The sequence below is a fragment of the Cyclonatronum sp. genome (assembly GCF_022565315.1).
Taxonomy (GTDB): Bacteria; Bacteroidota; Rhodothermia; order Balneolales; family Cyclonatronaceae; genus Cyclonatronum.
In genome coordinates, this window is the sequence record NZ_JAIUMX010000006.1 from 1 (window position 1) to 25194 (window position 25194).

Consider the following 25194-nt stretch of genomic DNA (forward strand, 5'->3'; position numbering starts at 1 on the left):
GATATCTCACATGATGCTTCGTCCAACTTCGGTCACACTTCGCTCTCCGTACCTCCGGTTTGCTCCCGCAAGCTGAGAAGCGTTCGATATGACATTTTCTGGATTGCAGGGTTTTAGGGTACAAGGGGTTGGGGTGAGGTCCGCCCCGCTGATGGCACGCGGATTTACCGGATCGGGCCGGATTTACGCGGATTGTTTGTTGATGTAGAATTCAAACCTCCAAGGTTTTAAAAACCTTGGAGGTTTTTTCGACCGCCCGGCTCCGGAGGCGCCAAAGCTTTGCAGCAACCGCCTCAGCCACCCCTACGCCCCTGTTGCCGGTTTCGTGCAACATCAATACATTGAACCATTCCACATTCACATGATAAAAATTATTGAAAGGCAAATTTTATGGGGCAGCAGTCGGGACGGAAACGGTTGGCGGATTCGGTGGTCTGGATCACCGGGGCATCTTCGGGGATTGGCGAGGCCATGGCGTATGATTTCAGCAGGATGGGGGCGCGGCTGATTTTGTCGGCGCGGAGGTCCGGGGAGCTGGAACGGGTGAAGAAAAACTGCGAAGGCGACCCCGGCAGGGTGCAGCTGCTCCCGCTTGATCTGTCTGATACCGGCAGCCTCCGGCAAAAAGCGGCGGAGGCCATCGCGTTTTGGGGCGAGGTGGATGTGCTCATCAACAACGGCGGCATAAGTCAGCGGGCGCTTGCGGCCGAGGCCGATCTCAGCGTAATCCGCCGCATCATGGAGGTCAACTTTTTCGGTACTGTTGCCCTCACGCAGGCCATCCTCCCGCACTTCATCGCGCGGAAATCGGGCTACGTGGTGGTGGTGAGCAGCGTGATGGGCAAAATCGGCACCAAATTCCGCTCAACCTACGCGGCCTCCAAACACGCGCTGCAGGGCTGGTTCGACTGCCTGCGACAGGAGATGTACGAGCATCAGGTGGATGTAACCCTTGTGTGCCCCGGTTTCGTGAAAACAAGCATCACCCTCAATTCGGTTACCGCCGACGGCAAAACCTACGGGCAGATGGGCGACGGACAAAGCAAGGCAATGAGCGCCGAGACCTTCAGCCGAAAGCTCATCCCCAAGTTAGAGAAGCGTAAGCCGGAAATTTTTATCGGCGGCCCCGAAATTGCAGCGGTGTGGGTCAAGCGGCTCAGCCCGGGGCTTCTGAACGCCATCCTCAGGCGCACCAAAGTAACCTGACCAACCTCCAATCCGGTGCCCGACCGACCACTGAAGCTGATCATGCCCGGAAACACATCACTCTAAAAAAGCATTTGAGGAAGGTTTTTCGGGTGATGTGCTTCCGGATGGCCGCAATTTCCGCGGCTATAGCCAAACCAGGGGCCGGCAGCAGGGGCTTATTCGCCGGACGGGATTTCAGCCCGTAAACCGGCAAGGAAGGTTTCGGGCAGGCGCGGAATCTTTGTATTTTTGAACGATGTGAAATTCCCCTTAGCGGCGTTTCCTCTGTGCTTCCCGAATCTCATCCGTAACTTATTTTGAAAATGAAAAGTCATCTTCGTTTAACTGTAAATCAAACCTGGCGCTCCCTTTTTCCGGCTGTGATGCTGGTGTTCCTGTTGTGGCAGACCGGCTGCGTGGCTCTCGAGCAAAACCCTGTTTCGGGTACTACCCGGGCCTTCGCTTATACCTGGGAGCAGGAAATTCAGATCGGGCGCGATGTAGATCAGGAAATTGTGGCTGAGTTCGGCATCTATGACAATCCCGAGCTTGAGGCTTACATTGTAGAACTTTCAGAGCTCATTCTTGCCCAAAGTCATCTTCGCAGGCCGGATGCGCCTGCGCAGTTCCGAAATACCGAGTTTACCTTCCGGCTGCTCGACAGCGATGTCGTTAACGCTTTTGCCCTGCCCGGCGGCTTTGTTTATTTCACCCGCGGCCTGCTTTCCCACATGAATAACGAGGCGCAGCTGGCAGTCGTAATTGGCCACGAAATCGGGCACGTTGCGGCCCGGCATGCCTCGCAGCGGATGCTGCAGCAGCAAATCGGGCAGATGGTTCTGGTTGGCGGCGCCATTGCGGGTCAGGAGCTTTTCGGCGTGTCCGCTGAAAATATCATGAATCTGGGCGGTACGGCGGCACAGTTGCTGTTTCTGAGCCACAGCCGCGATCACGAGCGCGAAAGCGACCGCCTTGGCGTCGAGTATGCAGCGAAGGCCGGTTTTGATGCTTCCGAAGGCTCTGCTTTTTTTCGTTCACTGCAGCGGCTGAGCGCACAGCACGGCGGCGGCATCCCCACTTTTATGTCATCCCACCCCGATCCGGGTCAGCGGGAGCAGAGCATGCACACGCTTTCGCAGCAGTGGCGCGATCAGGGTTTTGAGCAGACCCGCCGCAACGAGCGCCGTTTTATGGAAATGATCGACGGCATGTCGATTGGCGAAAATCCCCGCAACGGATTTGTAAGGGACGGCACATTTTATCACCCTGACCTCGCTTTTCAGTACCCGGTGCCATCCGGCTGGAATGTGCAGAACATGCCGAATCAGGTTGTGATGTTCGATGGCGATCAGCAAGGCATCAGCATTTTCACCATTGCGTCGGATGCCTCGAATGCGCGTCAGGCGGTGGATCAGTTTACGGGTCAGGACGGCATCACTGTGGAATCGTCAGGTACGCAGAATGTAGGGAGCATTCGCGGGTACCGTGCCATTGCTACGGCTGCCACGCAGGACGGCACCGAGCTTAAAATCATGATTCAGGGCCTCGAGCACAACGGAAACGTGTACCGCTTCCTGAATTACTCGCCCGCTGCGCGCTATGAGAGCTATGAATCGGCTTTCGCGCAAATCGTGAACGGTTTCCGCACCCTCACAGATCAGTCCATACTGAGCATTCAGCCGACCCGGCTTCAGATTGTTACGGCCGACCGTGTTGGGCCGTTTAGCAGTTTTCTGCCCGGGCAGCTGCCTCCGGGCTTTACCGCTGAAAGTTTTGCCATCATGAATCAGGTTGAGCTGGATGAAACCATCACCCGCGGTCAGCGCCTCAAACTGCCGCGGCCTTAAAGGCACAAAGCGGGCTCAGGCCCGGAAACACATCCACCGATAAAAACAAAAAAACAAGACAAAATTGGCTGTACAACAGAAAGAGGGGTTCCGGGCCGACGTTGCGCTCCTGACCGAGCGCCGCTACGATGCTTCGGAAGCTGCGCCTGACGACTGGTACCTGGCGAATATGCTGCGGGATGATGCCCTGCTTCAGGAAGCGCTGAAAAAACGCGGACTGAGCTCGGTCCGTATCGACTGGGCCCGGCCCGAAGTGGATTGGTCGTTGTTTCGCTGCGCGGTTTTTCGCACAACCTGGGATTATTACGAGCGGGCCGCCGAGTTTTCGGCCTGGCTCGACCGGGTGCAGCATCACACGCTGCTGCTGAATCCGCCGGAGATGATTCGCTGGAATATGGACAAACATTACCTTGCCGATCTCGAGGCTAAGGGCGTAAATATTGTGCCGTCGGTTTTTATGGAAACGGGCTCTGATCCCGCGGAGATGGCCGGGCTGATGCAGCAGCAGGGCTGGGCGGAAGCTGTCGTGAAGCCTTGCGTATCGGGCGGGGCCTGGCACACCTACCGCGTGAACGCCGGAAATGCGCCGGAAGTAGCCGATAAAATCCGCCCTGTGCTGGCAAAGCAGAGTTTCATTCTGCAGCCCTTCATGCAGTCGATTGTGGACACGGGCGAGGATACCCTGATGGTGCTGAACGGCACCTATACCCATGCCGTGCGGAAGTGCGCGGCCAAGGGTGATTTTCGTGTGCAGGACGACTGGGGCGGCACGGTTCAGGCCTATGAGCCGGAACCGGCGCAGATCGCGCTGGCCGAGCAGGCAATGGCTGCGGTGAGTCCGCAGCCGGTGTACGGCCGGGCCGACATGGTGCGCGATGCACACGGTAACTGGGCCATCATGGAGCTCGAACTGCTGGAACCTGAGCTTTGGATCCGCTATCATCCGCCATCAGCTGAGCCTTTTGCGGAAGCGATTGCTGTGGCGCTAAACCGCCCGGTTGGATAGCCGGTTATTCAGGACCGGACCGGAATGGCGGGTAAATTGCACGCGGATTGCGCGGTTTTTTTTTGGAAGTTGTTTTAGCACAATGCAAACCCACCGGGGGGATTTTGAAACCCCGGTGGGTTGAATCATTTTTTCATTTCCCTTCAGAAACGCAGGTTCAGCTCAAGGAAGAAGCGGCGGCCGGGTTCGGTGAGTTTGAAGCCTTCTTCATTTACCGCCGGGTTGATGTTCCGGTTCAGGTGCTCCGAGTAGGCTTCGTCAAAGAGGTTGCGCACGCCGGCGTTAAGGGTGAGGCTGCTCAGCACCCGGGTCCGCAGGCCGAGGTCGGCGAGCCAGAAGCCGTCGGTTTTTTGTTCGCCGAAACCGGTGTCGATACGATCCTGTGTGAGCACCCGCCGCAGACCAATCTCGGGGATGATCCGGCTGCTGAACAAGCCTGTTAGGGTAAGGCGGCTTTCAAAAGGCGGAATTTCCGCAACGGCGCTGCCGTCATTGGTGTATTCGGAGTACGTATAGGCGGCGCTCAGCCGGGCGCGCACAACGGATGGCAGCCTGTATTCAGCAACGGCTTCGAAACCGGCTGTGAATACATCCCCCCGGTTCTGAAACTCCATTACGCCCGGTGCCTCCGCCATGGGCTGCAGGTTTTCGTTGCGTACACCGCCGATGTAATTCTGCATGAGGGCTGCGAAACTGTTTAGCTGCACGTTCAGGGCGCCGTCGGTGCTGCGGCTGCGGAACACAAGATCGAGCTGATTGGTGGCTTCCGGTTTCAGGTTCGGGTTGCCGGCGTACTCAAAATCGCTGCGGCCGATGGCCAGGAAGTTGATGAAGCGCTCGGTGACATCCGGACTCCGCACCCCGCGACCGGCATACAGGCTGATGCCCGTGTTTGCGCTCAGCTCTCGGCTCACGCCGCCGCTCAGGCTCACATTAATATGTTCGCTTGCGGTATCGGTGCCCGCAAAACGGGGCGCAAGGTTCCGCGCTTCAGCGGTGTTGTAGTCGAGGCGGAAGCCTGCTGAAACCGTCCACGATTCATAGAAGTAATCACCGCCGGCAAAAAAGCCGGTATTTTGGATGATGGCATCCTGCCACAAATTGTAGGTCATGCTGTTTCCGGCATTAGGCCCGGCCTTAAGTTCAACAAACCGGGTGCCATCTATCTGCTGATTCGAGTAGGATGCGTTGAGGGTCCAGCGCAGTGTGTTCAGCATGCCGCCGGCTTCGGTTTGCAGCCCCCAGCTTTCAGTTTCCGCCAGGGCGACGGCATCCCGCATGGCGAAGTTGCCGCGCTTGTGGTTGTTCATTTCGTGATCAACAAAGCTATAGTAAGCATCGAAAGTGAGCCCGCTTAAGCCCGCTATGTCCGTAGGATTCCAGCTGTAACCGCCTTTGAGTTTGAAGGTGTCGTCCATGGCCATATCCATGGGCAGTGCCGGGAAATCGGCGTTTCGCACGTACGACTGAGAGAAGCCTGCATGCAGCTGATGCCCTTCAATAGGGCGGAAGTAAATTTCGGCCCCGAAGTCGCTGCTTTCGAAACCGGCCGGAACTTTGATGCCGTCGCCGCCGGTGTAGTCGTTGGTAGCCGACAGTCCGCCGCTGAGCATGAGGTCATATCGGGCGTTGCCCAGGTGCAGCCGCGCATCGGTGATGCGGTTGCCCGTGTTGCTTTCAAGGGCAAGGCGCACATCCCCCTGCACCCTGAATTGCGGGCTTGTCTCTGGTTTGTGCCGGATGAAATCGACCGTGCCGCCAAAAGCGGGACCAAAGCGAAGGGCGTGCGGACCGTGGTGGATTTCGACCCGTTCGATGTCGCTGAGACGGATGTGTGAGGTGGGCGGATCCATACGGTTGGGGCAGGCGGCCGCGCTTGAGGCAACGCCGTCAACACGAATGTTGAGGCGGCTGCCGCTGTGGCCCCTAACAACGGGATCGATGCCGAAGCCGCCGCGCCTCACGCCGGAAACATTTTCCGCTTCGCGCAGGAAGGCACCCGAATCGATGGGCGTGAAGGCCGCCTCGCTGATATCAAGGCCGTTTTTAGGACGCCCGACGGTGTGATGCGCCACAACCGAAACAGGGCTCATGTTGAGGCGCACCGGGTCGAGCAGCAGCTCGTCGGGCAGCTCGGAGAGCGCTGTGAAGTTCAGACTCAGGCTGCGGAAGCCAACATGCGAAACTTCGAGCGTGCCCGAAGTGAAGCCGGCCGGGAAGTGAAGCGAAAAGCTGCCGTCGGCCGCGCTCACGGCATGCACACCCGTGCTGCCTGTCACGCGAATGTGCGCATTCTGAAGCAGATGGCCGGTTTTGGCACAGCGCACGATGCCCCGATAGGTTTCATTTTCGGTTTGGGCGCTTAGTGCAGCTGCATCATCAGCGGCAGCAAAAGTGCCGGAGGGTGTGGCTATAAGGCTGAGCCCGAGGAGGGGCAAAGCCACAAGCAGCATTTTTAATAGCTTGAATTTATTGGTGTTAAAGTCTTCCATCGTAAAAAAAATATTTCAAATGAGAGGTCGCATGAATAGCCGGCAGGGAACACGGATCCTGAATCATAGCCGTACCAACGGCATGATTTAGGTTCCCAAACCGGAACTGATTGTGAGCGGGCCGCGCAGCTCCGGCACCTGATTACGACTTGTTTGCCGGAATCGGGCTGATGCCTGTTTCTGAATCCGGACGCACTTCACCCGTACAATTGCGGAATCACAGCCGGGAAGGCTGATGCGGGGTGATGCGATCCTTGCCGGAAACAGGGTTCAGCGGAGCCGGACGCGGCTGTCTTCAGGCGACGGGAGGATGGAAGACCTCATCGGGGAAGGCGGGATGGGTCTGCAGAAGGTGGAAGCTTTGGCAAAGCCTGCGGAATTCGGGCGCTACCGGCTCAGGAGAGCTGAGCAGGGTCACTTTATCGAGCGGCTTAATCAGGCCGTCGGTTTGGGCCGGGTCGCTATGACCGCAGCTGCACATTTGGGCACTGTGGCCTTTGGCAAGTTTGGTTTCAGACTGCGCATCCTGCGCTTCAGTACTGCCGGAGCAGCAGTCCGCTGCCTGAGCTGCATCAGCGGAAATCAGGGAGGGCGCAAGCAAGGGGATGCCGGCGGAGTTGAGCTGTGATGTGCCGGCATTGGTGCCCGGTTCAGCGTCCGGTTCGGAATCGGTGTGGGCACATCCGCAGGAAGTTCCGCAGGTACAGAGGATGTTGCTGCAGCCGTTACCGGCAAACTTTGCACCCACAAACAAACCCACACGGTTCACCTCTGCCACTGAAAACAACAGCGTAAATACAAGGGTGATGCGGAGAAGGTTTTGGAGAAGCTTCAAAACAAAGGGACTCTGACTGAGGAAAGTTTAGCTCTACAAATTTACTCAATCAAAATATTAATCTCATATAAAGATTAGATTAATCGGCTTGTTCAGCATTTTCCTGAATTCCGCCTGAACGGGCCGGATTTTTTCTGCCCGGGTACAGGCTGTTGTAGGCGTCGAGTACCAGCTGCGGGGGCTTCACCGGGCGGCCGTTTTGCATAAACACGGATGATATTTTGCCTATGGTCATGATTTGGCCGTCAGATACCCGCTCAATTTCCTGATAAAAAACGAAGCGGACGCCCTGCTGCTCGGCGGCAACCTTCACCCTGAAGCGGTCGCCTGAACGCAGCGGACGTTTGTAGTCTATCTCCACTTTATGCACGACCCAATCGAAGCCATCGTCGTGCAGCCCCACGAAGCTGAGGTTCAGTTTCCGCAGCAGCTGATGCCGGGCATGTTCAAAATAGTGCTGATAGTTGGCATTGTTCACAATCCCCTGTGCGTCAAGCTCATAGTCGCGCACGTCAAGCTCGATTTCAAAAGGGTAATGGATTTTCTCCATAGCCTGCAAAATTGGTTAACGGTGTTAATGTGCTGAAAGGTACGAATTTGAAATCACAGCACAAACAGCGCGCATCCCAAAAAAGCAGCGCCCGAACATCAGGGGATGCGCCGGCCCTCGATTACGGCTCCGGCCTGATACAGCTTAAGCCGGTCAACAATGCCGGTTTCTGCATTGTTGATGAACTCCATCTGAATATCGAGCTGCCTCAGGAAAAACAAGGTAGGCGTTTCGGGAAAGATTTCGACTTCGGGCTGACCAGTGCCTTGTGCGAAAAGGCGTCCGTTTTCTTTCCGTACACGAATGCTGAAGCCGGGGTAAAGCTCGTAGGTGCCGGTAAAGCGGGTTAGCTCGGCGTCAGAAAGGGAGATCGGGGTGCGCACAACAGGCATATCGAATGACCGGCCGAACACTATTGAAACCACATCCCGCATGATGGGCCCTACATTTGCGGCTTCATAATTAGAGAGGATCACAACCGTGAGGCTGTCAACCGGGAAAAACAGAAAGTTGGAAGCAAAGCCGTTGATGCCGCCGGCGTGCCCGATACTTGGCCGGTTGAGCACCGGGCCCGTACCGAAACCGTGTGCGTAGTTGCCGCTTTGTGGGTCGAGCAGTGCCCGGCGGGCAGCTTCACTGAGGAAACTTTCATCATACATGCGGCTGGTAAATGCGAGCAGGGCATCGCCGGTTGCGATGAGTCCGCCCGCCCCGAGCGGCAGCGACATGTGGATAAAACTGCTTTCAGCGAAGGAACTCAGGTCGGTGTAGCCTTTCACCAGCAGGGGATACTCCTCGTAGGGGCGCTCGTACTGCATGTCTTCAATTTCGAGTTCGTTTTGGATGAAAGCATCGATGGCATCCATAAACCCGAGGCCGGTTTCAGCTTCCATAATTGCGGAAAGCAGGATGAAGCCCGAGTTGGAATAGCTGAAGGTGCTGCCCGGCTCACTGCTGAGCGGTAAATCCGAAAAGCGGGCGATGATTTCATCGACGGATGCGGGCAGGTGCAGGGTTTCGGGGAAGTCAGGCAGGGAGGTGTAGTTCGGGATGCCGGAGGTGTGTGCAAGCAGATGCGAAAGGGTGATGCCTGCCCAGTCGGGCTTGCCGGGGAACCAATTCGAAACGGGATCATCCAGGCTGAGGCTGCCCTCCTGAAAACGGCGACCGTACCAGGCTGCAACTACCGGCTTGGTGAGCGAACCGATGCGGAACAGGTTGTACCGCTCAACGGGTCGAAGCCTGCTGAAATCAGCAAAACCCGTGTGCCATACTTCGGTCTGATCATGATGGCGGATGAACACACTGCCCGAAAAACCTGCATTTTCCTGATGGGCCTGCAGGTAGGTTTCAACAGTTTGCTGAACGGTATCGCTCAGGTTTTGTGCTTGTGCTGCGGGCAGCATCAAAACACAAAGAGCGGAAACGAGAAAAAAAACAGGCCTTTGCAGTACGATTAGCAGCTGATTCATATGTAAAAGGCAGTTGGAATTGAAAAAAATACAGCTGACCAGGCACAGTGTAAATCCGGCTGACAGCATTAAAGGCGGGCTGCTGACCGATCCGGTCTTTCCTCAAAAAATATGCTATCCCTGAAACAACTGTTTTCAAATAAGATGAAAGAAGCCTTTTTTTTAGCCGGATGCAAAACCAAAGCTTGTTATTAGGATATCATGCCAATCTAATACTTAAACAGTTCAGAATCAAACAGCTAAGAAAAATAAACACATTGATTATTCGGGGTGAAAGTGCTAAAATCAACATAGAAACTTCACTGAAATGAATCACAATTCCTAAACGGAGACACACCTATGGGGAATGAAAAATTACTTGAAGCAGTAGAGAGCGGCGATTTTGATTCTGTAAAGGCTCAGCTTGAAGCTGGTGCCGACGCCAACACTCAGGATGAACATCAGCGCAATGCCGCTTATAAAGCTTCCAAACACGGACACCTCGCAATTCTGAAGTTACTCAAAGAAAACGGAGCTGATCTCGATCAGCTTGATAACCGACACACCAACGGCCTCTATTGGGCGGCCATGAACGGACATAAAGATATTGTGTTATTCCTGCTCGAAAACGGCGCTTCCTCAGATATTACCGACGATCGCGGCTGGTCAATTATGGACCATGTAGATAGTGCCGGAAATAAAGAAATGCACGAGTTGCTTGTGAGCCATCAGGCATAATTAAATTATTTGATTCTCATTTTTTCACGTCTGAAAATAATATTTCGGTCAAAACCGATAACTGCCGGCACCTTCTGCAAAGAATAATAATCATGCAGCGGCCCATTTCACATAAGGTGCAGCTATAGTAAACCCAACCAATAATCAAAACAGTATGCCCGGACAGCTTTTCTGTCCGGGCTTTTTTTTATCTTACGCCCCTTTATAATTCGGCAAATTACCGGGCCCTGTTTTGTCCCTTTTTGTTCGTTTTACTTTCCTCCAAATAGTACCGTAATTTTTATGTCCGCTTCCAAAAAGGTAACCCTCGGGCTCATACAGACTTCCTCCGTGCATGCGCATGCGCCCAATGTTGAGAAAACCTTCACCCACATCAGAGAAGCAGCTGCCCGCGGGGCACAGGTGATCTGCACGCAGGAGCTGTACACCTCCGATTATTTCTGCCAAACGCACGATGAGGCGCACTTCGATCTTGCCGTTGAAATTCCCGGTGAGCTTACTGCTCAGACCGGTGAGCTTGCCAAAGAGCTGGGCGTTGTGATCATTTCGTCGCTGTTTGAGAAGCGCGCACCGGGCGTATATCACAACACCGCGACGGTACACGACGCCGATGGGAGCATGTTAGGAATCTACCGCAAGATGCACATCCCGGAAGATCCCGGCTTTCATGAAAAATTTTATTTCACACCCGGCGACACCGGTTTCAAAGTTTTTGACACCCGCTTCGGACGCCTCGGCGTGCTGATCTGCTGGGATCAGTGGTTCCCGGAAGCGGCGCGGCTCACGGCCATGCAGGGTGCCGAAATTCTGTTTTACCCCACGGCCATCGGCGTGCTGCCCGACGAGCCTGAAGCCCTCAAACGCGAATTTATGGATGCCTGGGAAATCATGCACCGCAGCCATGCCGTTGCCAACGGCTGTTATGTAGCGGCCGTGAACCGGGTCGGGCAGGAAGGCGAAATCCGGTTCTGGGGCGACAGTTTTGTGTCAGGCCCGTTCGGGCAGATGCTCGCGCAGGCCGGCGATCAGCACGAAATTCTGCTTGTGGAGTGCGACCTCAGCCTGATCGAAAAACAGCGCCGTACCTGGCCCTTCCTCCGCGACCGCCGCATCGACGCCTACGACGGCCTGCTGAAACGCCTCGGTCGTTGATTCAAATAACATCATTCCTCAAAAAAAGTATCGCTTATGTCATCCCAAACGCCTGCTTCCCTCGGCTTCCGCATGCCTGCCGAGTGGGATAAGCACAGCGGAACCATGCTCAGCTGGCCCTGCAACCCGGAAACCTGGCCCGGCGAGCGCCTCGATCGCGTGGAAAAAGTCTTCACCCGGATTGTGCAGGAAGTCACCAAAAGAGAGCATCTGCATCTCATCATTAATGATGACGCTACCCTTGAGCGTGCCGCGGCCTGCCTCGGCGCGCTGATTCAGGATTCGGCGCGCATCACCCTGCACAAGCGCACGAGCAACGATTTGTGGGCGCGTGACTTCGGCCCGATTTTCGTGCGGAATCAGATCAGCGGAATGTACGCCATCACCGATTGGGAGTACAATGCCTGGGGCGGCAAGTATCCTCCCTTCGACTCTGATAACGGTGTGCCCGGCTGGTTCAGCGCCAAATACGGCATTCAGCGGTTTAAGCCGGGAATCGTGCTTGAGGGCGGCTCCATCGAAACCAACGGCGACGGCGTGATGCTTACGACCGAATCGGTGCTGCTCAACCCGAACCGGAATCCGGACCTCAGCAAGGCGCAGATTGAGCAGTATCTGAAAGACTGGCTGGGACAGGAAAATGTGATCTGGCTCAAAAACGGCCTTGCCGGCGATGATACCGACGGGCACATCGACGACCTCAGCCGTTTTCTCGATTCCCGCACCATCATGACCATGGTGACGGATGACAAGGATGATGTGAACTACGAAACCCTTCAGGAAAACTACGAGCTGCTCAAATCCGCAACCGATCAGCGCGGGGAGCCTTTTGAAATCGTGACCGTGCCCATGCCGCAAACGAGAGTGGAGGAAACAACGGTTGACGGCTCAGAGCATGTGCCGGCGAGCTATGCTAACTTTTATTTTGTAAACGGGGCCGTTCTGCTGCCGGTCTATGATCCGCGTTACGACGAGCAGGTCATAACTCTGTTCAAAAAACACCTTCCGGATCATGAAATTGTGGCTATACCCTGCGCCGACCTCGTTTGGGGGCAGGGCAGCATTCACTGCATTAGTCAGCAGCTGTACGGGCTGTAATTTCGGAGGCCGGCGGGTGAGCTTTGCGCGACCCGCCGGCCGGCTTTTCTGAGCTTCTGCCGGGATTAATTCCCGGACGATAGCTTCGATAAATAGGGCAGTTTTTTGTAAATTGCAGGCTTGATACAAAACCGGGTGCAGCACCCGTTTCGGAAGCTGCCTCCGTATGATACCCGCCGGGCGGCGGGACCGAACTTTTTTGTTAAGCTCAATTTATGACTGCAACCCTCACGCAGGATACCGTTTTTGAAACCGTAATCGGACTTGAAGTTCACGCACAGCTGCTCACCGAAAGCAAGGCTTTTGCTCCGGTGAAGGCCGGCTTCGGCAGCGCACCCAACACCAACATAACGCCCCTCTGCCTCGGGCACCCCGGCACGCTTCCGGTGCTGAATGAAAACCTGGTGCGCTTTATCGTGAAAATGGGCCTGGCAACAAACTGTACCATCGCCCCGAAATCCATCTTCGCCCGTAAAAATTATTTTTACCCCGATTTGCCCAAGGGCTATCAGATTTCACAGTACGAAAATCCCATCTGTCAGAACGGATGGATAGAAATCGAAGATGAAGCCGGAAATACCCGCAAAATCGGCATCACCCGCATTCACATGGAAGAAGATGCCGGCAAATCGATTCACGATCAGGATCCGCACAACACGCTGGTTGACCTCAACCGGGCGGGTACCCCGCTGATGGAAATCGTTTCGGAGCCTGAGCTCCGCTCACCGGCCGAAGCCTGGGCCTACCTCACCCAAATCCGGCAGATTGTGCGCTATCTCGGCATTTGCGACGGCAATATGGAGGAAGGAAGCCTGCGCTGCGATGCGAACGTCTCCATCCGGCCCAAAGGTCAGCAGGCGTTCGGCACCCGGACCGAGATCAAAAACCTGAACTCATTCCGGAATGTGGAGCGGGCCATTGCGTACGAAGTTGAGCGGCAAAAGCAGCTGCTGCTCAGCGGGGGCGAGGTCGTGCAGCAGACCCTGCTCTGGGATCCGAACCGCATGGAAACGCGTCAGCTGCGCTCCAAAGAGGAGGCGCACGATTACCGCTACTTCCCCGATCCCGACCTGCCGCCGGTTGTTGTAACCGATGCCATGCGGGAGGAAATCCGTGCCGAACTGCCTGAACTGCCGCGGCAGCGCTCGCAACGGTTTACGGAACAGCTCGGTCTGCCGGCCTACGATGCGCGCCTGCTCACCGAAGAGCGCGAATTTGCCGATTTCTTCGAGGCCCTGTGCGATGCCGGCGCCAACCCGAAACTCAGCGCCAACCTCATGCTTTCCGAGGTGAAGCGTGTGCTAAACGAGCAAAACCTTTCCATCACCGCATTTCCGGCGGATGCCGCAAAGCTGGCCGGACTCATTCAGCTGCGCTCGGATAACAAAATAAGCTCTTCAGCCATGCAGACCATTTTTAACGAGATGCTGAAGGGCGATGAGGATGCAGAAGCCATTGCCAAAAACCTCAACCTGATTCAGGTATCGGACAGCAGTTTCCTCGAGCCGGTTGTTGATGAGGTGATCAGCAGCCATCCCGAAGAAGCAGAGCGCTTTCGGGCAGGCAACAAAAAGCTGATGGGTTTTTTTGTGGGAGCGGTAATGAAGCAGACCAAAGGCAAGGCCAACCCGCAGCTTGTAACCCAAATGGTGAAAGAAAAACTTGAAGGCTAAGCACAGTATTGAATTTCAAAGGAACATCATCCAACCACTAACTATCTGAAATGATTACCGATCAATCGTTTACAAAACCCGGCCGCAACAGCGCAGCACTGCTGCTGGCGGCCATCCTGCTTTTTATGCCGGTTCTGCTTTTTGCGCAGGGCAGTGCGGGGAGCATGCGCGCCAACATATCAGGCACCATTACCGTTGACCGCAACCTCGACCAGACCGGTGATTTTTCCGGCATCGGTGTTGCCATCGTAAATTTTGATGCGGCAGCCGGCGGGCTCGACACCCTGTTTTATGCCCGCACCGACCGCAGCGGAAACTTTTCCGGCACGGCCCGGTTCAGTGAACGCGACGAGTACGTGATTTCAATTACCCGCAACGAGCGGCTCATTTCGACATCTACCGTAGTGCTTGCCAACGGCGATCATATTACGATTACAGCAGAAATACCGGGTTTCAACGAGAGTTTCAGGGCGCAGTCCCGCGAGAATAATGCCGTGCACGATTACCGCCGGGTTGAACGGAATTTCAACCGGGTTGTGGAATTTATCAGCTCGGGCATGTCGGAGGTTACGCAGGATACCATACCGGTGCTGCTCCGTACCTGGAGCGATTTGTTCTGGTCGGTTAACGAGTTGCACCCCGGCTCTCTCGCCGCCGAGACTTCAACCCTGCGGTCTATCGAAATCATGCAGGGTTGGGATGATGCCCTCGTGCTTCGCCGCGCAAGACAGGGCATAGGCAGCCTTAATCTGTTCAAGTCAGACCGCGCGATTCTGGCCTCAGACGCCCTCCTCCGCCTTGAAGGCATGGATGCTGCAATTGCGTTTGTGGATTCTGTTCAAACGCTGAACATGCGCGAAGAAGACCGCATTTTGCTGCAGATGCGTAAAATTGAAATTCTGGCGCAGTTTAACCAAAACGAGCAGGCGCTGCGCATGCTGCGCGATTTCCGCATTCAGTTCAGCGACGACCCCACCCTGGCGCAGTGGGCTGATTTCTACATGTACGATATCGAAAACCTGGCTCCGGGCATGAAACTGCCCGACTTTGAGCTCCTGCTGCAGGATGAGCGCACCGTAACCAACGATTCCTACACCGGGCGCTATCTGCTGCTTGAAATTGCCAACCTGGCATCTCAGCGCTATCAGGGAGAACATGCGCTGATGCGCTTTCTGTACGAGGATGTGCGCAGCCGCGTGCAGTTCCTCACCCTCCCGACCAACGACAGCCCGATCACCATCAGGGCCTTTTATGATGAGCGTCCGACCGGCTGGCCGGTTGCCAAAGCCCGGCAGGTACACAACGCTGACCTGATTCGCCGGCTTAACGTAATTGTGCAGCCCACCCGCATTCTCGTAGCCCCGGATGGTACCATCGTCAGGAAATATTCGGGCACGGAATTCTCCATCATCGAAAACGACATCCGTCAATTATTAAACCAAACCCCTTAAAAGGATCCTTCATGAGACCATTTTTGATTGCAGGTAACTGGAAAATGCATATGAATGCGGCCGAGACCCGCGCCTATTTCGAAACCTTTAAAGGCCTTGTAAGCGCGGCGCCCAATGGCGTGAGCATGCTGCTTTGTCCGACCTTCACTTCGCTCACAGCTGCGGCTGAGGCTTCAGCAGCCATCACCGGCATGCATATTGGTGCGCAAAATCTGCACTTTGAAGACAAAGGCGCCTTCACAGGCGAAATCACCGCTGAAATGATCAAAGAAACCGGTGCCGATCACGTGATTATCGGTCACTCTGAGCGCCGTCAGTACTACAATGAGACCGACGAAACCGTAAACAAGAAGACCCAAAAAGCCCTGAGCGCCGGTCTTACCCCGGTTGTTTGTGTGGGTGAATTTCTGGAAGAGCGCAAGAAGGGCATTCACTTCGAAGTCGTTAAAAAGCAAATGGTTGCCGGCTACGAAGGCATTTCTGCCGGGGATGCCAAAAAAACCGTTCTGGCTTACGAGCCGGTTTGGGCCATTGGAACCGGCGAAACGGCATCGCCTGAGCAGGCACAGGAAATGCACGCTTTTATCCGTGCCGAATTTACAGCCCTTTACGGCGCTGATGTGGCTGCCAAAATTCCGCTGCTTTACGGCGGAAGCATGAACGCAGCCAATGCCGACGAACTGCTGTCGCAGGAAGATGTGGACGGCGGACTGATTGGCGGCGCGAGCCTTAAACCGGACAGCTTTCAGCAGATTGTGGGCTTCGCCGGTGAAATCTTCGCCAAAAATGGCTGATTCCGGATCCGGAAAAATTAACGTTTTGCTGATTGGAAGCGGAGGGCGCGAACATGCGCTGGCATGGGCCCTCTGCAAATCGGCGCGGACCGGCAGCCTGTTTATAGCGCCGGGAAATCCCGGTACGGCCCGCTGCGGCACCAATGTCGCGCTTGATGCATCGAATCACCCGGCTGTGCTTGCATTTATTGAGGAGCACGAAATCGGGCTCACCGTTGTGGGGCCCGAGCAGCCGCTGGTAGAAGGCATCACCGATTTCCTCACGGCGAACGGGAAGCTTGTTTTCGGACCGACACAGGCCGCTGCTCAGCTCGAAGGCAGCAAGAGCTTCGCCAAGGGCATCATGAAAAAATACGGTGTGCCTACCGGCGATTACCTTGTTTTTGAAGGGCACGAGGCCGGTGCCGCCCGTGAGCACATCACCCGAAACAACAGCTGGCCGATGGTGCTGAAAGCCGACGGACTCGCGGCCGGCAAGGGCGTCTTCATCCCGCAAAACCTGGATGAAGCCCTGTGGTCGCTCGATGCCCTGCTCGCTGACGGCCTCTACGGCAAGCCGGGAAGCCGGCTGGTGATCGAAGAATTTCTGAGCGGTGAAGAAGTTTCGGTCTTTGCCGTTTGTGACGGCAAAAATACGCGCATCCTCATGCATGCGCAGGATCACAAGCGCATAGGCGACGGCGATACCGGCCTGAACACCGGCGGCATGGGTGCGTACGGCCCGACCCCGCTGCTCGACGAAGCCGGTCTCGAAGGCGTGCGCCTCACCGTTGTGGAGCCCATGCTGCGCGGCATGGCCGCTGAAGGTTCGCCTTACACCGGCGTGCTCTACTGCGGACTTATGATGACGCCCGACGGCCCCAAAGTGATTGAGTTCAACTGCCGCTTCGGCGACCCGGAGTGTCAGGTCATTATGCCGGCGCTGCAGTCGGATTTCACCGAGCTGCTTTTGGCCGCCTGCGAAGGCCGGCTCGACTCCTACGAACCCGTAGTTGACACCCAAAGCTGGTACACCTGTCTGGTGCTGGCCTCAGGCGGTTACCCCGGCAGCTACGAAAAGGGCAAGGTGATCAGTGGCATCCCGGCGGAATCGGAGCAGGTACAGGTGTTTCATGCCGGTACCAAAACCGATGAATCCGGGCGGCTCGTTACCAACGGCGGCCGCGTGCTGAATGTCGTGGCCAAAGGCGAAACCCTGGCCGATTCCATAAGGCTTGCCTACGAGGCGGCGGCTCAGATTTCTTTTGAAGGTCTCTACAAACGAACCGATATCGGTGCCAAAGGTCTGGCCCGCTTTTAGGGTGTAACCGCATGATTTTTTTTCGGATGATGGCACCCGGCCGGCTTCCGGTATTGCTGCTTGCTTTGCTGGCCTGGGGCTGCGGCACAACATCGGGTTCGGGCGTAAACGAAACCGGCGAAGGGGCCGAAACGGCCCAAACCGTAGAGGAGGAATTGCCCTGGCCTGTTTTGGTGAGCGGCCTGCGAGATGCGGCGGCCCTTGATGTTGTACCAACCGACGGCCGGATTTTAATCCTTGAGCGTGGCAGGCACCGGTTGCTGGTTATCGGGGATGACGGCACAAGGCTTGACTCCCTCGGAGTTCGCGGCCGCGGTAACTACCGCTTTGATACGCCTGAATCGCTTGATGCCACTAACGGGCTGCAGCTGTTTGTTTCTGACCTCAATAACGGTCGGGTGCAGCAGTTCGACCGGCGGCTGAGCTATCTGAGCAGCATCAAGCCATCGGGTGCAGCCGATTCGGACGGATTTTTTAGGCCGGGTCCGCTGGTAGTAAACACGTTTGGTGAACTTTTTGTAACTGACGCCGACTCCGGAGAGTTGCTGCGTTTCGACCGGAACGGGCGGCTGCTGCAGCGTACCGATCTGCGCGACAGCGAGCTGATGCTCCCGGTAAGGGGCATGCTGGTAAGAGAAGATGTTCTTTTCATTTTAGAGAGTGGCCGCGGGTTGGTGCACGAGCTCGGCTCGCAGGGCAGCTGGCGCAGGTTTATTGCCGGCACTGAAGGCAGCATGGCTGTTGCTGCTGAGCGCGATCTGTTCTGGGTGATAAGTGCCGGAGAGCTGGCAGCCTTCAGCTGGGAAGGGCGGGAAATGCAGCGGTTCAGGCACGGAATTTCTGAACCGGCTACAGGGCTGGCCGCCGGAGTGGAGGCGCTCTATGTTTTAACCGCAACGGCCGTGTACCGCATACCGCGAAGTGCCATTACCGAAGGCTGAAAGGCCACCGGAAATGATATCCCGCATAAATTGATTATATTCTAAAGAGCTTTACTTTACACCGATACGACTTTTCATTATGCTTGGACCCATCATCGGAAAACGAAAATCGCATAAACGCTTTGAGTATAAACCCCGCTATTACAACGAATCGAAAGAGCGGGCAAAACACGCGGGCCACAATATCCGGTTCGAAAGCAAATCAAGCCGCGGGCAGGTGCGCTCTATTTTGCTTTACGCGGCGCTGCTTTTTGGCCTGTTTTTTGTTTTTCTGCAGCTTGGGGCTTAGGGCGTACTGCCAGGCCAGGCTGCTTCACCGGTTTTTCTTCAATCAGCACCTTTACGGATAAATCCTTCAACCCATCCCTTTGACTACTCCTTCAGACAGCGTTATTCATCTGTTACCATCAGAGCTTGCGAACAAAATAGCCGCCGGAGAGGTGGTAGAGCGACCTGCATCGGTGGTGAAAGAGCTGCTCGATAACGCCATTGACTCCGGTGCCGACAGCATCAAAGTGCTGATTCAGCAGTCCGGGCGCAGCATGATTCAGGTTACCGACAATGGTTGCGGTATGTCAAAAGAAGACCTTGTGATGTGTTTCAGGCGGCATGCAACATCCAAAATAAGCAGCGCGGAAGATTTGTATAATATTCACACGCTGGGTTTCCGAGGTGAGGCTATGGCCTCGGTTGCCTCGGTTGCACAGGTTAACATCAAAACCCGGCGCATACAGGATGAAAGCGGCTGGGAGCATGAGGTTCGCGGCGGGCAGGAGAAAGAGCCGGTACCGGCTGCCACGCAGGCGGGTACAAGCGTAACGGTACGCAATCTTTTTTTTAACGTACCGGCGCGGCGGGCTTTCCTGAAAACCGACGCAACCGAGCTGCGGCACATCATCATCGCTGTACAGCAGGCTGCACTGGCCCATCCGGAAATCGCATTTGAGTTCTCTGACGAAAAAGAAATTATTTACCGGCTGCCATCAGGGTCACTTGCAGACCGTATAGCCGGCATCTACGGTAAATCATACCGGGCCAGCCTGCTGCCTGTGGAAGAATCAACCAGCCTGTTCACCCTTCGCGGGTATCTGATTGATCCCAAAATGGCCAAGAAAAACAGGGGCGAGCAGTTTTTGTTTGTAAACGGAAGGCCGTTCATGCACAGGCATCTCAACTACATTATTCAGAATGTTTATTCATCCTGGATCGGAAAAGAAATGTACCCCTTTTATGCGCTCTACTATGAGCTGGAGCCGGGTAAAATTGATGTAAATGTGCATCCCTCGAAGCTCGAAATCAAGTTTGAAGATGAGCGAAGCGTGGCCGCCTTCACAAGGTCAATCATTACGCGTTCATTGAATGAGCGGTTTAATGTGCCTGATGCATCTTTTGATGAAACCGGGGAGCGCCCTCCCCGGCAGCCGTTTACCTTTCCGGAGGGTTTCGGGGGAGGCAGCGGCAGCAGTTTGCCCGGCAACCGGGGCGGCAGCTGGCCTGACCGTTTCGGTACCGACAGTGACCGCAGAACTTTTGGAAATAAAGGCTTCAACGGCAACGAGATGATGGAAAAACTTTATCCTTCGGGAATTTCTGAACAGCTGGGGGGCACAGCCGGTTTCGGGCAGGCTGAAGGAGAGCAGGCAGCCTCACGCAGTGCGCAACCGGCTGAAAAAGTGTACGACAAACACCGCGGCTACTGGCAGCTGCACGATCAGTACATTATTTCACAGACCCGCTCGGGTATGTTCATTATCGATCAGTATGCGGCACACACCCGCATCATTTTTGAGCGGGCCACCAACAGTGCCGAAGCCGGCCTTCCGGGCACACAGCAGCTGCTGTTTCCGCAAATAATTGATTTTTCTGCTTCCGATTTTGCTTTATTGAAGGATGTGCTGCCAACCCTTAGAAAAATCGGATTCAATATTCAGCTGATGAGCGGTAATTCTGCGCAGGTGCTTGGCGTACCTGCTGAACTTACCAAAATAGATGAGAAGCCCATCATCGAAAGTATTTTGCAAGATTTTCAGAATATGGGTAACACGAGCGGCCTTGACCCGAAGGAAAAGCTGTTGTTTGCCTATGCTACCAAAGCGGCTATACCAAGAGGACGAAAACTTAATTTTCCGGAGATGGAAGCCCTCATAGACCAGCTTTTTGCGTGCAGCAATCCTTTCTTTGACCCGGTTAACAGACCAACGACAGTCTTTATCCCTCTGGACGACATACACAAGCGGTTCCGGTAACAGAGTTTTTGCTGGCTGAATGTATCACCGCCGAAAATAGTTTTCTTAGCAACATCTGAAAACGAAATCTCTGCACGGTATGGCTTCTTTCGCAATTATTGAATTCGGACTGCTCATAATCGCTTTGGTATTGACCTGGCTGCACGTTAACTGGCTCAAAAACCGAAAAGGACGGGTAAGTACTGAAGAACAGCTTAACAGCATGTTCAATCATGAATGGAACGGAAAGGATGAAGATGAAATCTATGCCTGGTACCGGGTTCGCTTTAAAGTGATGCAGCTGGAAAACGACGGCAGCCGCCGCAATCAAAAACTTGAGCGGATTGAAGCGTACATCCGCAGGCTGAGCAGCCGGCCCATGCGCTCCGCAGCTTACGTTACCCAAAAAGGAGAACTGGAAAATGCCGGCGATAACAACGACCCCGGCTTAGGGGTATTCACCAGCTGAATGCAGTTTTTCCTTACCGGCATTGGCATTAAGGATGCGCTGCCACAGCAGCCGGAAAGATTCTGACTCCCGCCCGCGCTCAACCCTAAGGCGGATACGCTCAACCACAAAATCTGTGTCTGTTTCGCTCCGGCTCAGGGTATAGGAGAAAGCATAAGGCGATGAAACCTCATCTGAAAACTCAGCTACACGGCCAAAACGGAGATCGTTAAACAGAAATCCGGTTTCGGTTTCTTCTATTTTGTAGAAACCTTCACTCACCCAGCGCAGCCGCTGTACCGGGCTTTTTCCGTGATAGGGAGCTAAGAGGTGATGGTTTCCCTCAACCTCTTCCAGTGCAATTACCTGCTGACCGTCTATCACTGAAAAGTAACCCACAACGTAGCGGTCTTCACCCCGCAGCTGAGCGATTCCGCGCCATAAAAGATTGTTGAACAGCGTAGGTTTGATGTCAGTTTTTGCTGCCTCATAACCCTGCTGCTTAAAAGCAGCGTGAAAAGCCCGTTCCACCTGTGTTTTATTCACTACTGTGAAAGCAAGGTAAGCTGTTGCCAGGAAAATGGCGGCCGTACTTATATAAAGGCGCCGCCGGTGATCTGTGCGGGCGATGAGCAGCCATGAAACGCCAATCAGCAGTGGCAGCGTAAAAAGAGGATCGATTACGGAAATGGTGCTCAGGGCAATGGCATCCGGGATGAAAGGCAGAAAAAGCTGTGTGCCATACGAAGTAAAACTGTCGAGCAGGGTATGGGTGAGCTGAGCAAGAAACACGAGCAGGGTCCATTGCTGCCAGTTTGCCGTATGTTTATGGTTTCTGTGAATACGGTTTATGAGCCATCCGTAAAGAGGCGAAGTTGCGATGATGAACAGCAGGCTGTGGGTAATACCCCGGTGAAAAATTAATTTATCAAGGTCAGACATAAAGGCCCCGGCCAGCACGTCGATATCCGGTGCAGTGGCTGCTACGGCTCCCCAAAGCATGGCTTTTTTGCCTGCATACCGGCCCAGTACGGCTTCCCCTATGGCAGCGCCGAGGAGGATGTGGGTGAGTGAATCCATAATAAAATGAGGGTGTGATGATGAACAGCTTAAAAGCTTACATGATTGACTGGAAGGTCTTGTAATTCAGGAACCTTAAATCAAAATTGATTATTTTTCGCAGGAATAATTCAAACGGTGATGGTTTTCGGGACGCATCACCTATCAAAATAAACTAAAATACCGACTATGCCATCATTCGACGCTGTTAACGAAATTGACCTACAGGAAGTAGATAACGCCATCAATAACACCATGAAAGAAATCCGGACCCGTTACGATTTTCGGGATTCGAATGCGGAAGTTGAGTTTAACCGCAAAACCAAACTGATTTCTGTGCAGGTTGAAGACAATATGAAGCTTCGCGCTGTGCGTGATATGCTGGTAGCAAACTTCATCAAGCGCAAGCTGAGCCCGAAAAGCATGGAATTTAAGGAAGAAGAAGGCACCTCACACGGAGGCCTGCGGCAAACAGTTGTACTTAAGGAAGGCATTGATAAAGAGAACGCCAAAAAAATTGTGAAGCTGGTGAAAGACAGCAAGATTAAAGTGCAGGCGGCTGTACACGACGACAAGGTGCGGGTAACCGGAAAGAAAATTGACGATTTGCAGGAAGTGATGGCCTTAATTAAAGGCTCAGAGCTTGAGCTTCCAATACAGTTTAATAATATGAAAAGTTAGTTACGGCCTTCTTAAAACGGAATCCCTACCGAGTACATAATCATCAGTGGATTCCGCTGGCTGCCCATAATGGCCGCCTGCATCGGGGCAATGCGTGTGTTAACCCCAAAACCCAGGCCCCAGCCAACCCGAAGGGGTGTTTTCCTGAAATTGGTTTCATCAAGCCGTTCGGTGCTGCCAACACTTGTGCGTACCGATACGAAATACTCGGGCAAAAACTCATATCGCAGCCCGGTCTGAAAAATCCGGATATTGTTCGAGCTGATTTCATCAACCCTGAAGCCCGGATACTCAGGATAGCCGCCAAAGCGAAAACGCCAGTGCAGAGGGAGTTCAGCGCGGGTTGAGGTTCCGATACGTGCAGATGTAAGCAGTACAAGTTCCTCCCGGATCTCAAAATATCCCTGCCAGGAAGCAAATGCCTGAAAGAAATTGACGGCGGTATCGAGTATATCAACTGACTGAGATGCTTCAATGTTAAGCTGATGCCCCTTTTTGGTGAAGGTTACCCGGTCGGTATTGTCAAAATCGAAACGTGTAATGATCTGGCTGATGCTCGTTGAGCCAAACGGGAAAACTACTTCTCCTACCCGCGTATTGATATTAAAAAACTCCTGCCTGAGGCCAACTGAAACCATGGACTGATTATCCATGTGGGGTACAAACATGCCTTCAAGAAAAAAGGAATTCGTATTAAAAGTTGAAACCCGGTTTCCGGCGCTGTTGAATTCATCGATTTGGTACAGGCTGTAGTTTGCTCTTAAGGCCAGCGCGTTGTTATACTCGCTGCGCAGGTAGTTAAAGAAACGGATATCAACCGATGGCTCTTCACCCAGTTTGAAGTTTGCCCGGGTTACCGAACTGGCGTAGAACATATTCCGGAACGTAGTATTGAGCAGCAGCGAAGCCCGGCGGTAGTTGTCATAATAGAAACCAAATCGGAACATATCCTGAACACGCTCAACGGCAACCAATTCAAGAATAAAGGCATCTTCGGCATTATCATAATCGTGATCGGGTACCAGCCGGAAACTGATGCTGTTAAAAAACTGGGTTCCGTACACGTTTTCGATACCAAGCTGAATATCCTGCTTGCTCAGCATATTACCGGGCTGCAGCATGAAGCGGCTCAGTGTGTTCAGTTCTGAAGCTGATTGAACACCTATAAGCCGGATGTCAGAAATGTAGTAGCGCATTGGTTCTTCAATCATGCGCGGCACCCTTGTCGGGCCTCCTCTTATTTCATTAATTGAATGTGCGAGTGCACTCAGCTCATCATAGCGCGAGCGGGCCAGCTCTTCACCCAAACGAATGAGGTCAGCAGCTGATTCAAAATCGAGTACGCCAAAATCGGTGATACGGCTGTCCTGGAAGTTATAATCAGCCAGTGATTGTGATTGCTCAATACTTTTATAGATCTGAAAAGAAACAGTCTGATCGAGAATATCGATGATGTTAAACAGCTGGTCGGCTGACCTTAGCGGATCGCTGACATTTACAGCGAGTACGATATCTGCTCCAAGTTCGAGGGCTTCTTCGACCGGCAGGTTTCTGACTACGCCGCCATCAACCAAAACACGCCCGTTTATTTGTTTGGGCATAAATGCGGTGGGGATGGAGATACTCGCCCGGATGGCTTCCGAGGGAAATCCTTCTGTAATCACTATGGCTTCACCGGTTTCCAGATCAGTTGCAACACAGGCAAACGGAATGGGGAAATCCAGGAAGTTCTGTTCGCCTGGGTAGCGCCAGCTAAGCTGATTCAGCAGAAGCTCGATGCGGTGCCCGGCTACTACGCCGGCAGGCAGGGTGATAGCACGGCCTACGATGGGGAGGGTGAGCAGGTACAGGCCGTCCCAGGCTTTTTCTTCCATGGGGATGTGCCTTCTGCGAATGGTATCGCTAAAGAGGTCGTCCCAGTTAAGGCTCATGGTGAGCTCTTCGAGTTGTTCGGTTGTATAACCCATCGCGTAAAGCCCGCCCACAAGTGCACCCATGCTCGTGCCGGTGATGTAATCGATGGGCAGGCCGATTTCTTCCAGAACTTTAATGAAGCCGAGATGTGCGAAACCTTTTGCGCCGCCGCCGCTTAGAGCGAGCCCTATGCGTGTTTCGGCAGTGATTTCGGTATCGGGCAGCCGGTCGCCGTTTTTCTGATCGGTTGCAGCGGAGTATCCGGCAGCCATAACAGAAGAAAAGAGCAACAGCGTGGTCAGCGATCCTGCAAGGAGGCCAAACAGCTTAAGTTGTCGCATAAAGGTATAA

At 54.2% G+C, this 25194-nt stretch carries 21 protein-coding genes; 15 read left to right on the forward strand and 6 right to left on the reverse strand.

All coding sequences use genetic code 11. The annotated features are described in order from the left end of the window. Window positions 1-390 precede the first annotated feature (390 nt). From LAT75_RS02220 to LAT75_RS02230, 3 genes are all read left to right on the forward strand, one after another. On the forward strand, window positions 391-1206 hold the full coding sequence (locus LAT75_RS02220; RefSeq protein WP_291480988.1) for an SDR family oxidoreductase: 816 nt from the start codon (window positions 391-393) through the stop codon (window positions 1204-1206). Window positions 1207-1511: 305 nt separating this feature from the next. Beyond that, window positions 1512-3035: a M48 family metalloprotease gene (locus tag LAT75_RS02225; RefSeq protein WP_291480989.1), complete on the forward strand. Its 1524-nt coding sequence runs from the start codon at window positions 1512-1514 to the stop codon at window positions 3033-3035. Window positions 3036-3099: 64 nt separating this feature from the next. Continuing rightward, entirely contained in the window at window positions 3100-4041 is a 942-nt protein-coding gene (locus LAT75_RS02230) for a hypothetical protein (protein ID WP_291480990.1), read from the forward strand. A 143-nt stretch (window positions 4042-4184) separates the two neighbouring features. Here the strand turns inward: LAT75_RS02230 and LAT75_RS02235 are convergent, their stop codons facing one another. From LAT75_RS02235 to LAT75_RS02250, 4 genes are all read right to left on the reverse strand, one after another. Beyond that, window positions 4185-6533, reverse strand: a complete 2349-nt coding sequence (locus LAT75_RS02235; protein ID WP_291480991.1) for a TonB-dependent receptor — start codon at window positions 6531-6533, stop codon at window positions 4185-4187. A gap of 295 nt (window positions 6534-6828) precedes the next feature. After that, window positions 6829-7368, reverse strand: a complete 540-nt coding sequence (locus tag LAT75_RS02240) for a hypothetical protein (protein WP_291480992.1) — start codon at window positions 7366-7368, stop codon at window positions 6829-6831. Window positions 7369-7447: 79 nt separating this feature from the next. Then, window positions 7448-7918, reverse strand: coding sequence for a thioesterase family protein (locus LAT75_RS02245; protein ID WP_291480993.1), 471 nt, complete (start codon window positions 7916-7918; stop codon window positions 7448-7450). Window positions 7919-8016: 98 nt separating this feature from the next. Further along, a complete protein-coding gene (locus tag LAT75_RS02250; protein ID WP_291480994.1) occupies window positions 8017-9390 on the reverse strand; it encodes a serine hydrolase in 1374 nt (457 codons plus the stop codon). A 339-nt stretch (window positions 9391-9729) separates the two neighbouring features. Here LAT75_RS02250 and LAT75_RS02255 point away from each other — a divergent pair, with 339 nt between their 5' ends. The 11 genes from LAT75_RS02255 (at window position 9730) to LAT75_RS02305 (ending at window position 21210) form a co-directional block, all read left to right on the forward strand. Next, entirely contained in the window at window positions 9730-10107 is a 378-nt protein-coding gene (locus LAT75_RS02255) for an ankyrin repeat domain-containing protein (RefSeq protein ID WP_291480995.1), read from the forward strand. Between the two features lie 282 nt (window positions 10108-10389). Next, window positions 10390-11259: a carbon-nitrogen hydrolase gene (locus LAT75_RS02260; protein ID WP_291480996.1), complete on the forward strand. Its 870-nt coding sequence runs from the start codon at window positions 10390-10392 to the stop codon at window positions 11257-11259. Window positions 11260-11295: 36 nt separating this feature from the next. Then, window positions 11296-12357, forward strand: coding sequence for an agmatine deiminase family protein (locus tag LAT75_RS02265; protein WP_291480997.1), 1062 nt, complete (start codon window positions 11296-11298; stop codon window positions 12355-12357). Window positions 12358-12572: 215 nt separating this feature from the next. Next, window positions 12573-14030, forward strand: coding sequence for an Asp-tRNA(Asn)/Glu-tRNA(Gln) amidotransferase subunit GatB (gatB, locus tag LAT75_RS02270; RefSeq protein WP_291480998.1), 1458 nt, complete (start codon window positions 12573-12575; stop codon window positions 14028-14030). 50 nt (window positions 14031-14080) lie between these two features. Further along, entirely contained in the window at window positions 14081-15481 is a 1401-nt protein-coding gene (locus tag LAT75_RS02275; RefSeq protein WP_291480999.1) for a hypothetical protein, read from the forward strand. Between the two features lie 11 nt (window positions 15482-15492). Further along, a complete protein-coding gene (gene tpiA / locus LAT75_RS02280; RefSeq protein WP_291481000.1) occupies window positions 15493-16275 on the forward strand; it encodes a triose-phosphate isomerase in 783 nt (260 codons plus the stop codon). Beyond that, window positions 16268-17575 carry a phosphoribosylamine--glycine ligase gene (gene purD / locus LAT75_RS02285; RefSeq protein WP_291481001.1) on the forward strand — a complete coding sequence of 436 codons (1308 nt, stop codon included), beginning with the start codon at window positions 16268-16270 and terminating at the stop codon, window positions 17573-17575. Before tpiA ends, purD begins: the two co-directional genes overlap by 8 nt. A gap of 11 nt (window positions 17576-17586) precedes the next feature. Beyond that, entirely contained in the window at window positions 17587-18516 is a 930-nt protein-coding gene (locus LAT75_RS02290) for a hypothetical protein (protein ID WP_291481002.1), read from the forward strand. Window positions 18517-18595: 79 nt separating this feature from the next. Beyond that, on the forward strand, window positions 18596-18805 hold the full coding sequence (locus LAT75_RS02295) for a hypothetical protein (protein WP_291481003.1): 210 nt from the start codon (window positions 18596-18598) through the stop codon (window positions 18803-18805). Between the two features lie 79 nt (window positions 18806-18884). Further along, window positions 18885-20762 carry a DNA mismatch repair endonuclease MutL gene (mutL, locus tag LAT75_RS02300; RefSeq protein ID WP_291481004.1) on the forward strand — a complete coding sequence of 626 codons (1878 nt, stop codon included), beginning with the start codon at window positions 18885-18887 and terminating at the stop codon, window positions 20760-20762. 79 nt (window positions 20763-20841) lie between these two features. Beyond that, entirely contained in the window at window positions 20842-21210 is a 369-nt protein-coding gene (locus tag LAT75_RS02305; protein ID WP_291481005.1) for a hypothetical protein, read from the forward strand. On the opposite strand, the gene LAT75_RS02310 is transcribed toward LAT75_RS02305, so the two are convergent. Beyond that, entirely contained in the window at window positions 21190-22269 is a 1080-nt protein-coding gene (locus LAT75_RS02310) for a metal-dependent hydrolase (protein WP_291481006.1), read from the reverse strand. The two genes, LAT75_RS02305 and LAT75_RS02310, sit on opposite strands and share 21 nt — an antisense overlap. 168 nt (window positions 22270-22437) lie before the next feature. On the opposite strand from LAT75_RS02310, the gene LAT75_RS02315 reads away from it, so the two are divergent. After that, a complete protein-coding gene (locus LAT75_RS02315) occupies window positions 22438-22929 on the forward strand; it encodes a YajQ family cyclic di-GMP-binding protein (protein ID WP_291481007.1) in 492 nt (163 codons plus the stop codon). A gap of 11 nt (window positions 22930-22940) precedes the next feature. Here the strand turns inward: LAT75_RS02315 and LAT75_RS02320 are convergent, their stop codons facing one another. Further along, window positions 22941-25184: a patatin-like phospholipase family protein gene (locus LAT75_RS02320; RefSeq protein ID WP_291481008.1), complete on the reverse strand. Its 2244-nt coding sequence runs from the start codon at window positions 25182-25184 to the stop codon at window positions 22941-22943. Window positions 25185-25194 lie beyond the last annotated feature (10 nt).

Coding starts and splice junctions, on each gene's coding strand:
- LAT75_RS02220 (WP_291480988.1), top strand. CDS start 391: ATGGGGCAGCAGTCGGGACGGAAACGGTTGGCGGATTCGGTGGTCTGG.
- LAT75_RS02225 (WP_291480989.1), top strand. CDS start 1,512: ATGAAAAGTCATCTTCGTTTAACTGTAAATCAAACCTGGCGCTCCCTT.
- LAT75_RS02235 (WP_291480991.1), bottom strand. CDS start 6,533: ATGGAAGACTTTAACACCAATAAATTCAAGCTATTAAAAATGCTGCTT.
- LAT75_RS02245 (WP_291480993.1), bottom strand. CDS start 7,918: ATGGAGAAAATCCATTACCCTTTTGAAATCGAGCTTGACGTGCGCGAC.
- LAT75_RS02250 (WP_291480994.1), bottom strand. CDS start 9,390: ATGAATCAGCTGCTAATCGTACTGCAAAGGCCTGTTTTTTTTCTCGTT.
- LAT75_RS02255 (WP_291480995.1), top strand. CDS start 9,730: ATGGGGAATGAAAAATTACTTGAAGCAGTAGAGAGCGGCGATTTTGAT.
- LAT75_RS02260 (WP_291480996.1), top strand. CDS start 10,390: ATGTCCGCTTCCAAAAAGGTAACCCTCGGGCTCATACAGACTTCCTCC.
- LAT75_RS02265 (WP_291480997.1), top strand. CDS start 11,296: ATGTCATCCCAAACGCCTGCTTCCCTCGGCTTCCGCATGCCTGCCGAG.
- gatB (WP_291480998.1), top strand. CDS start 12,573: ATGACTGCAACCCTCACGCAGGATACCGTTTTTGAAACCGTAATCGGA.
- LAT75_RS02275 (WP_291480999.1), top strand. CDS start 14,081: ATGATTACCGATCAATCGTTTACAAAACCCGGCCGCAACAGCGCAGCA.
- tpiA (WP_291481000.1), top strand. CDS start 15,493: ATGAGACCATTTTTGATTGCAGGTAACTGGAAAATGCATATGAATGCG.
- purD (WP_291481001.1), top strand. CDS start 16,268: ATGGCTGATTCCGGATCCGGAAAAATTAACGTTTTGCTGATTGGAAGC.
- LAT75_RS02290 (WP_291481002.1), top strand. CDS start 17,587: ATGATTTTTTTTCGGATGATGGCACCCGGCCGGCTTCCGGTATTGCTG.
- LAT75_RS02295 (WP_291481003.1), top strand. CDS start 18,596: ATGCTTGGACCCATCATCGGAAAACGAAAATCGCATAAACGCTTTGAG.
- LAT75_RS02305 (WP_291481005.1), top strand. CDS start 20,842: ATGGCTTCTTTCGCAATTATTGAATTCGGACTGCTCATAATCGCTTTG.
- LAT75_RS02310 (WP_291481006.1), bottom strand. CDS start 22,269: ATGGATTCACTCACCCACATCCTCCTCGGCGCTGCCATAGGGGAAGCC.
- LAT75_RS02315 (WP_291481007.1), top strand. CDS start 22,438: ATGCCATCATTCGACGCTGTTAACGAAATTGACCTACAGGAAGTAGAT.
- LAT75_RS02320 (WP_291481008.1), bottom strand. CDS start 25,184: ATGCGACAACTTAAGCTGTTTGGCCTCCTTGCAGGATCGCTGACCACG.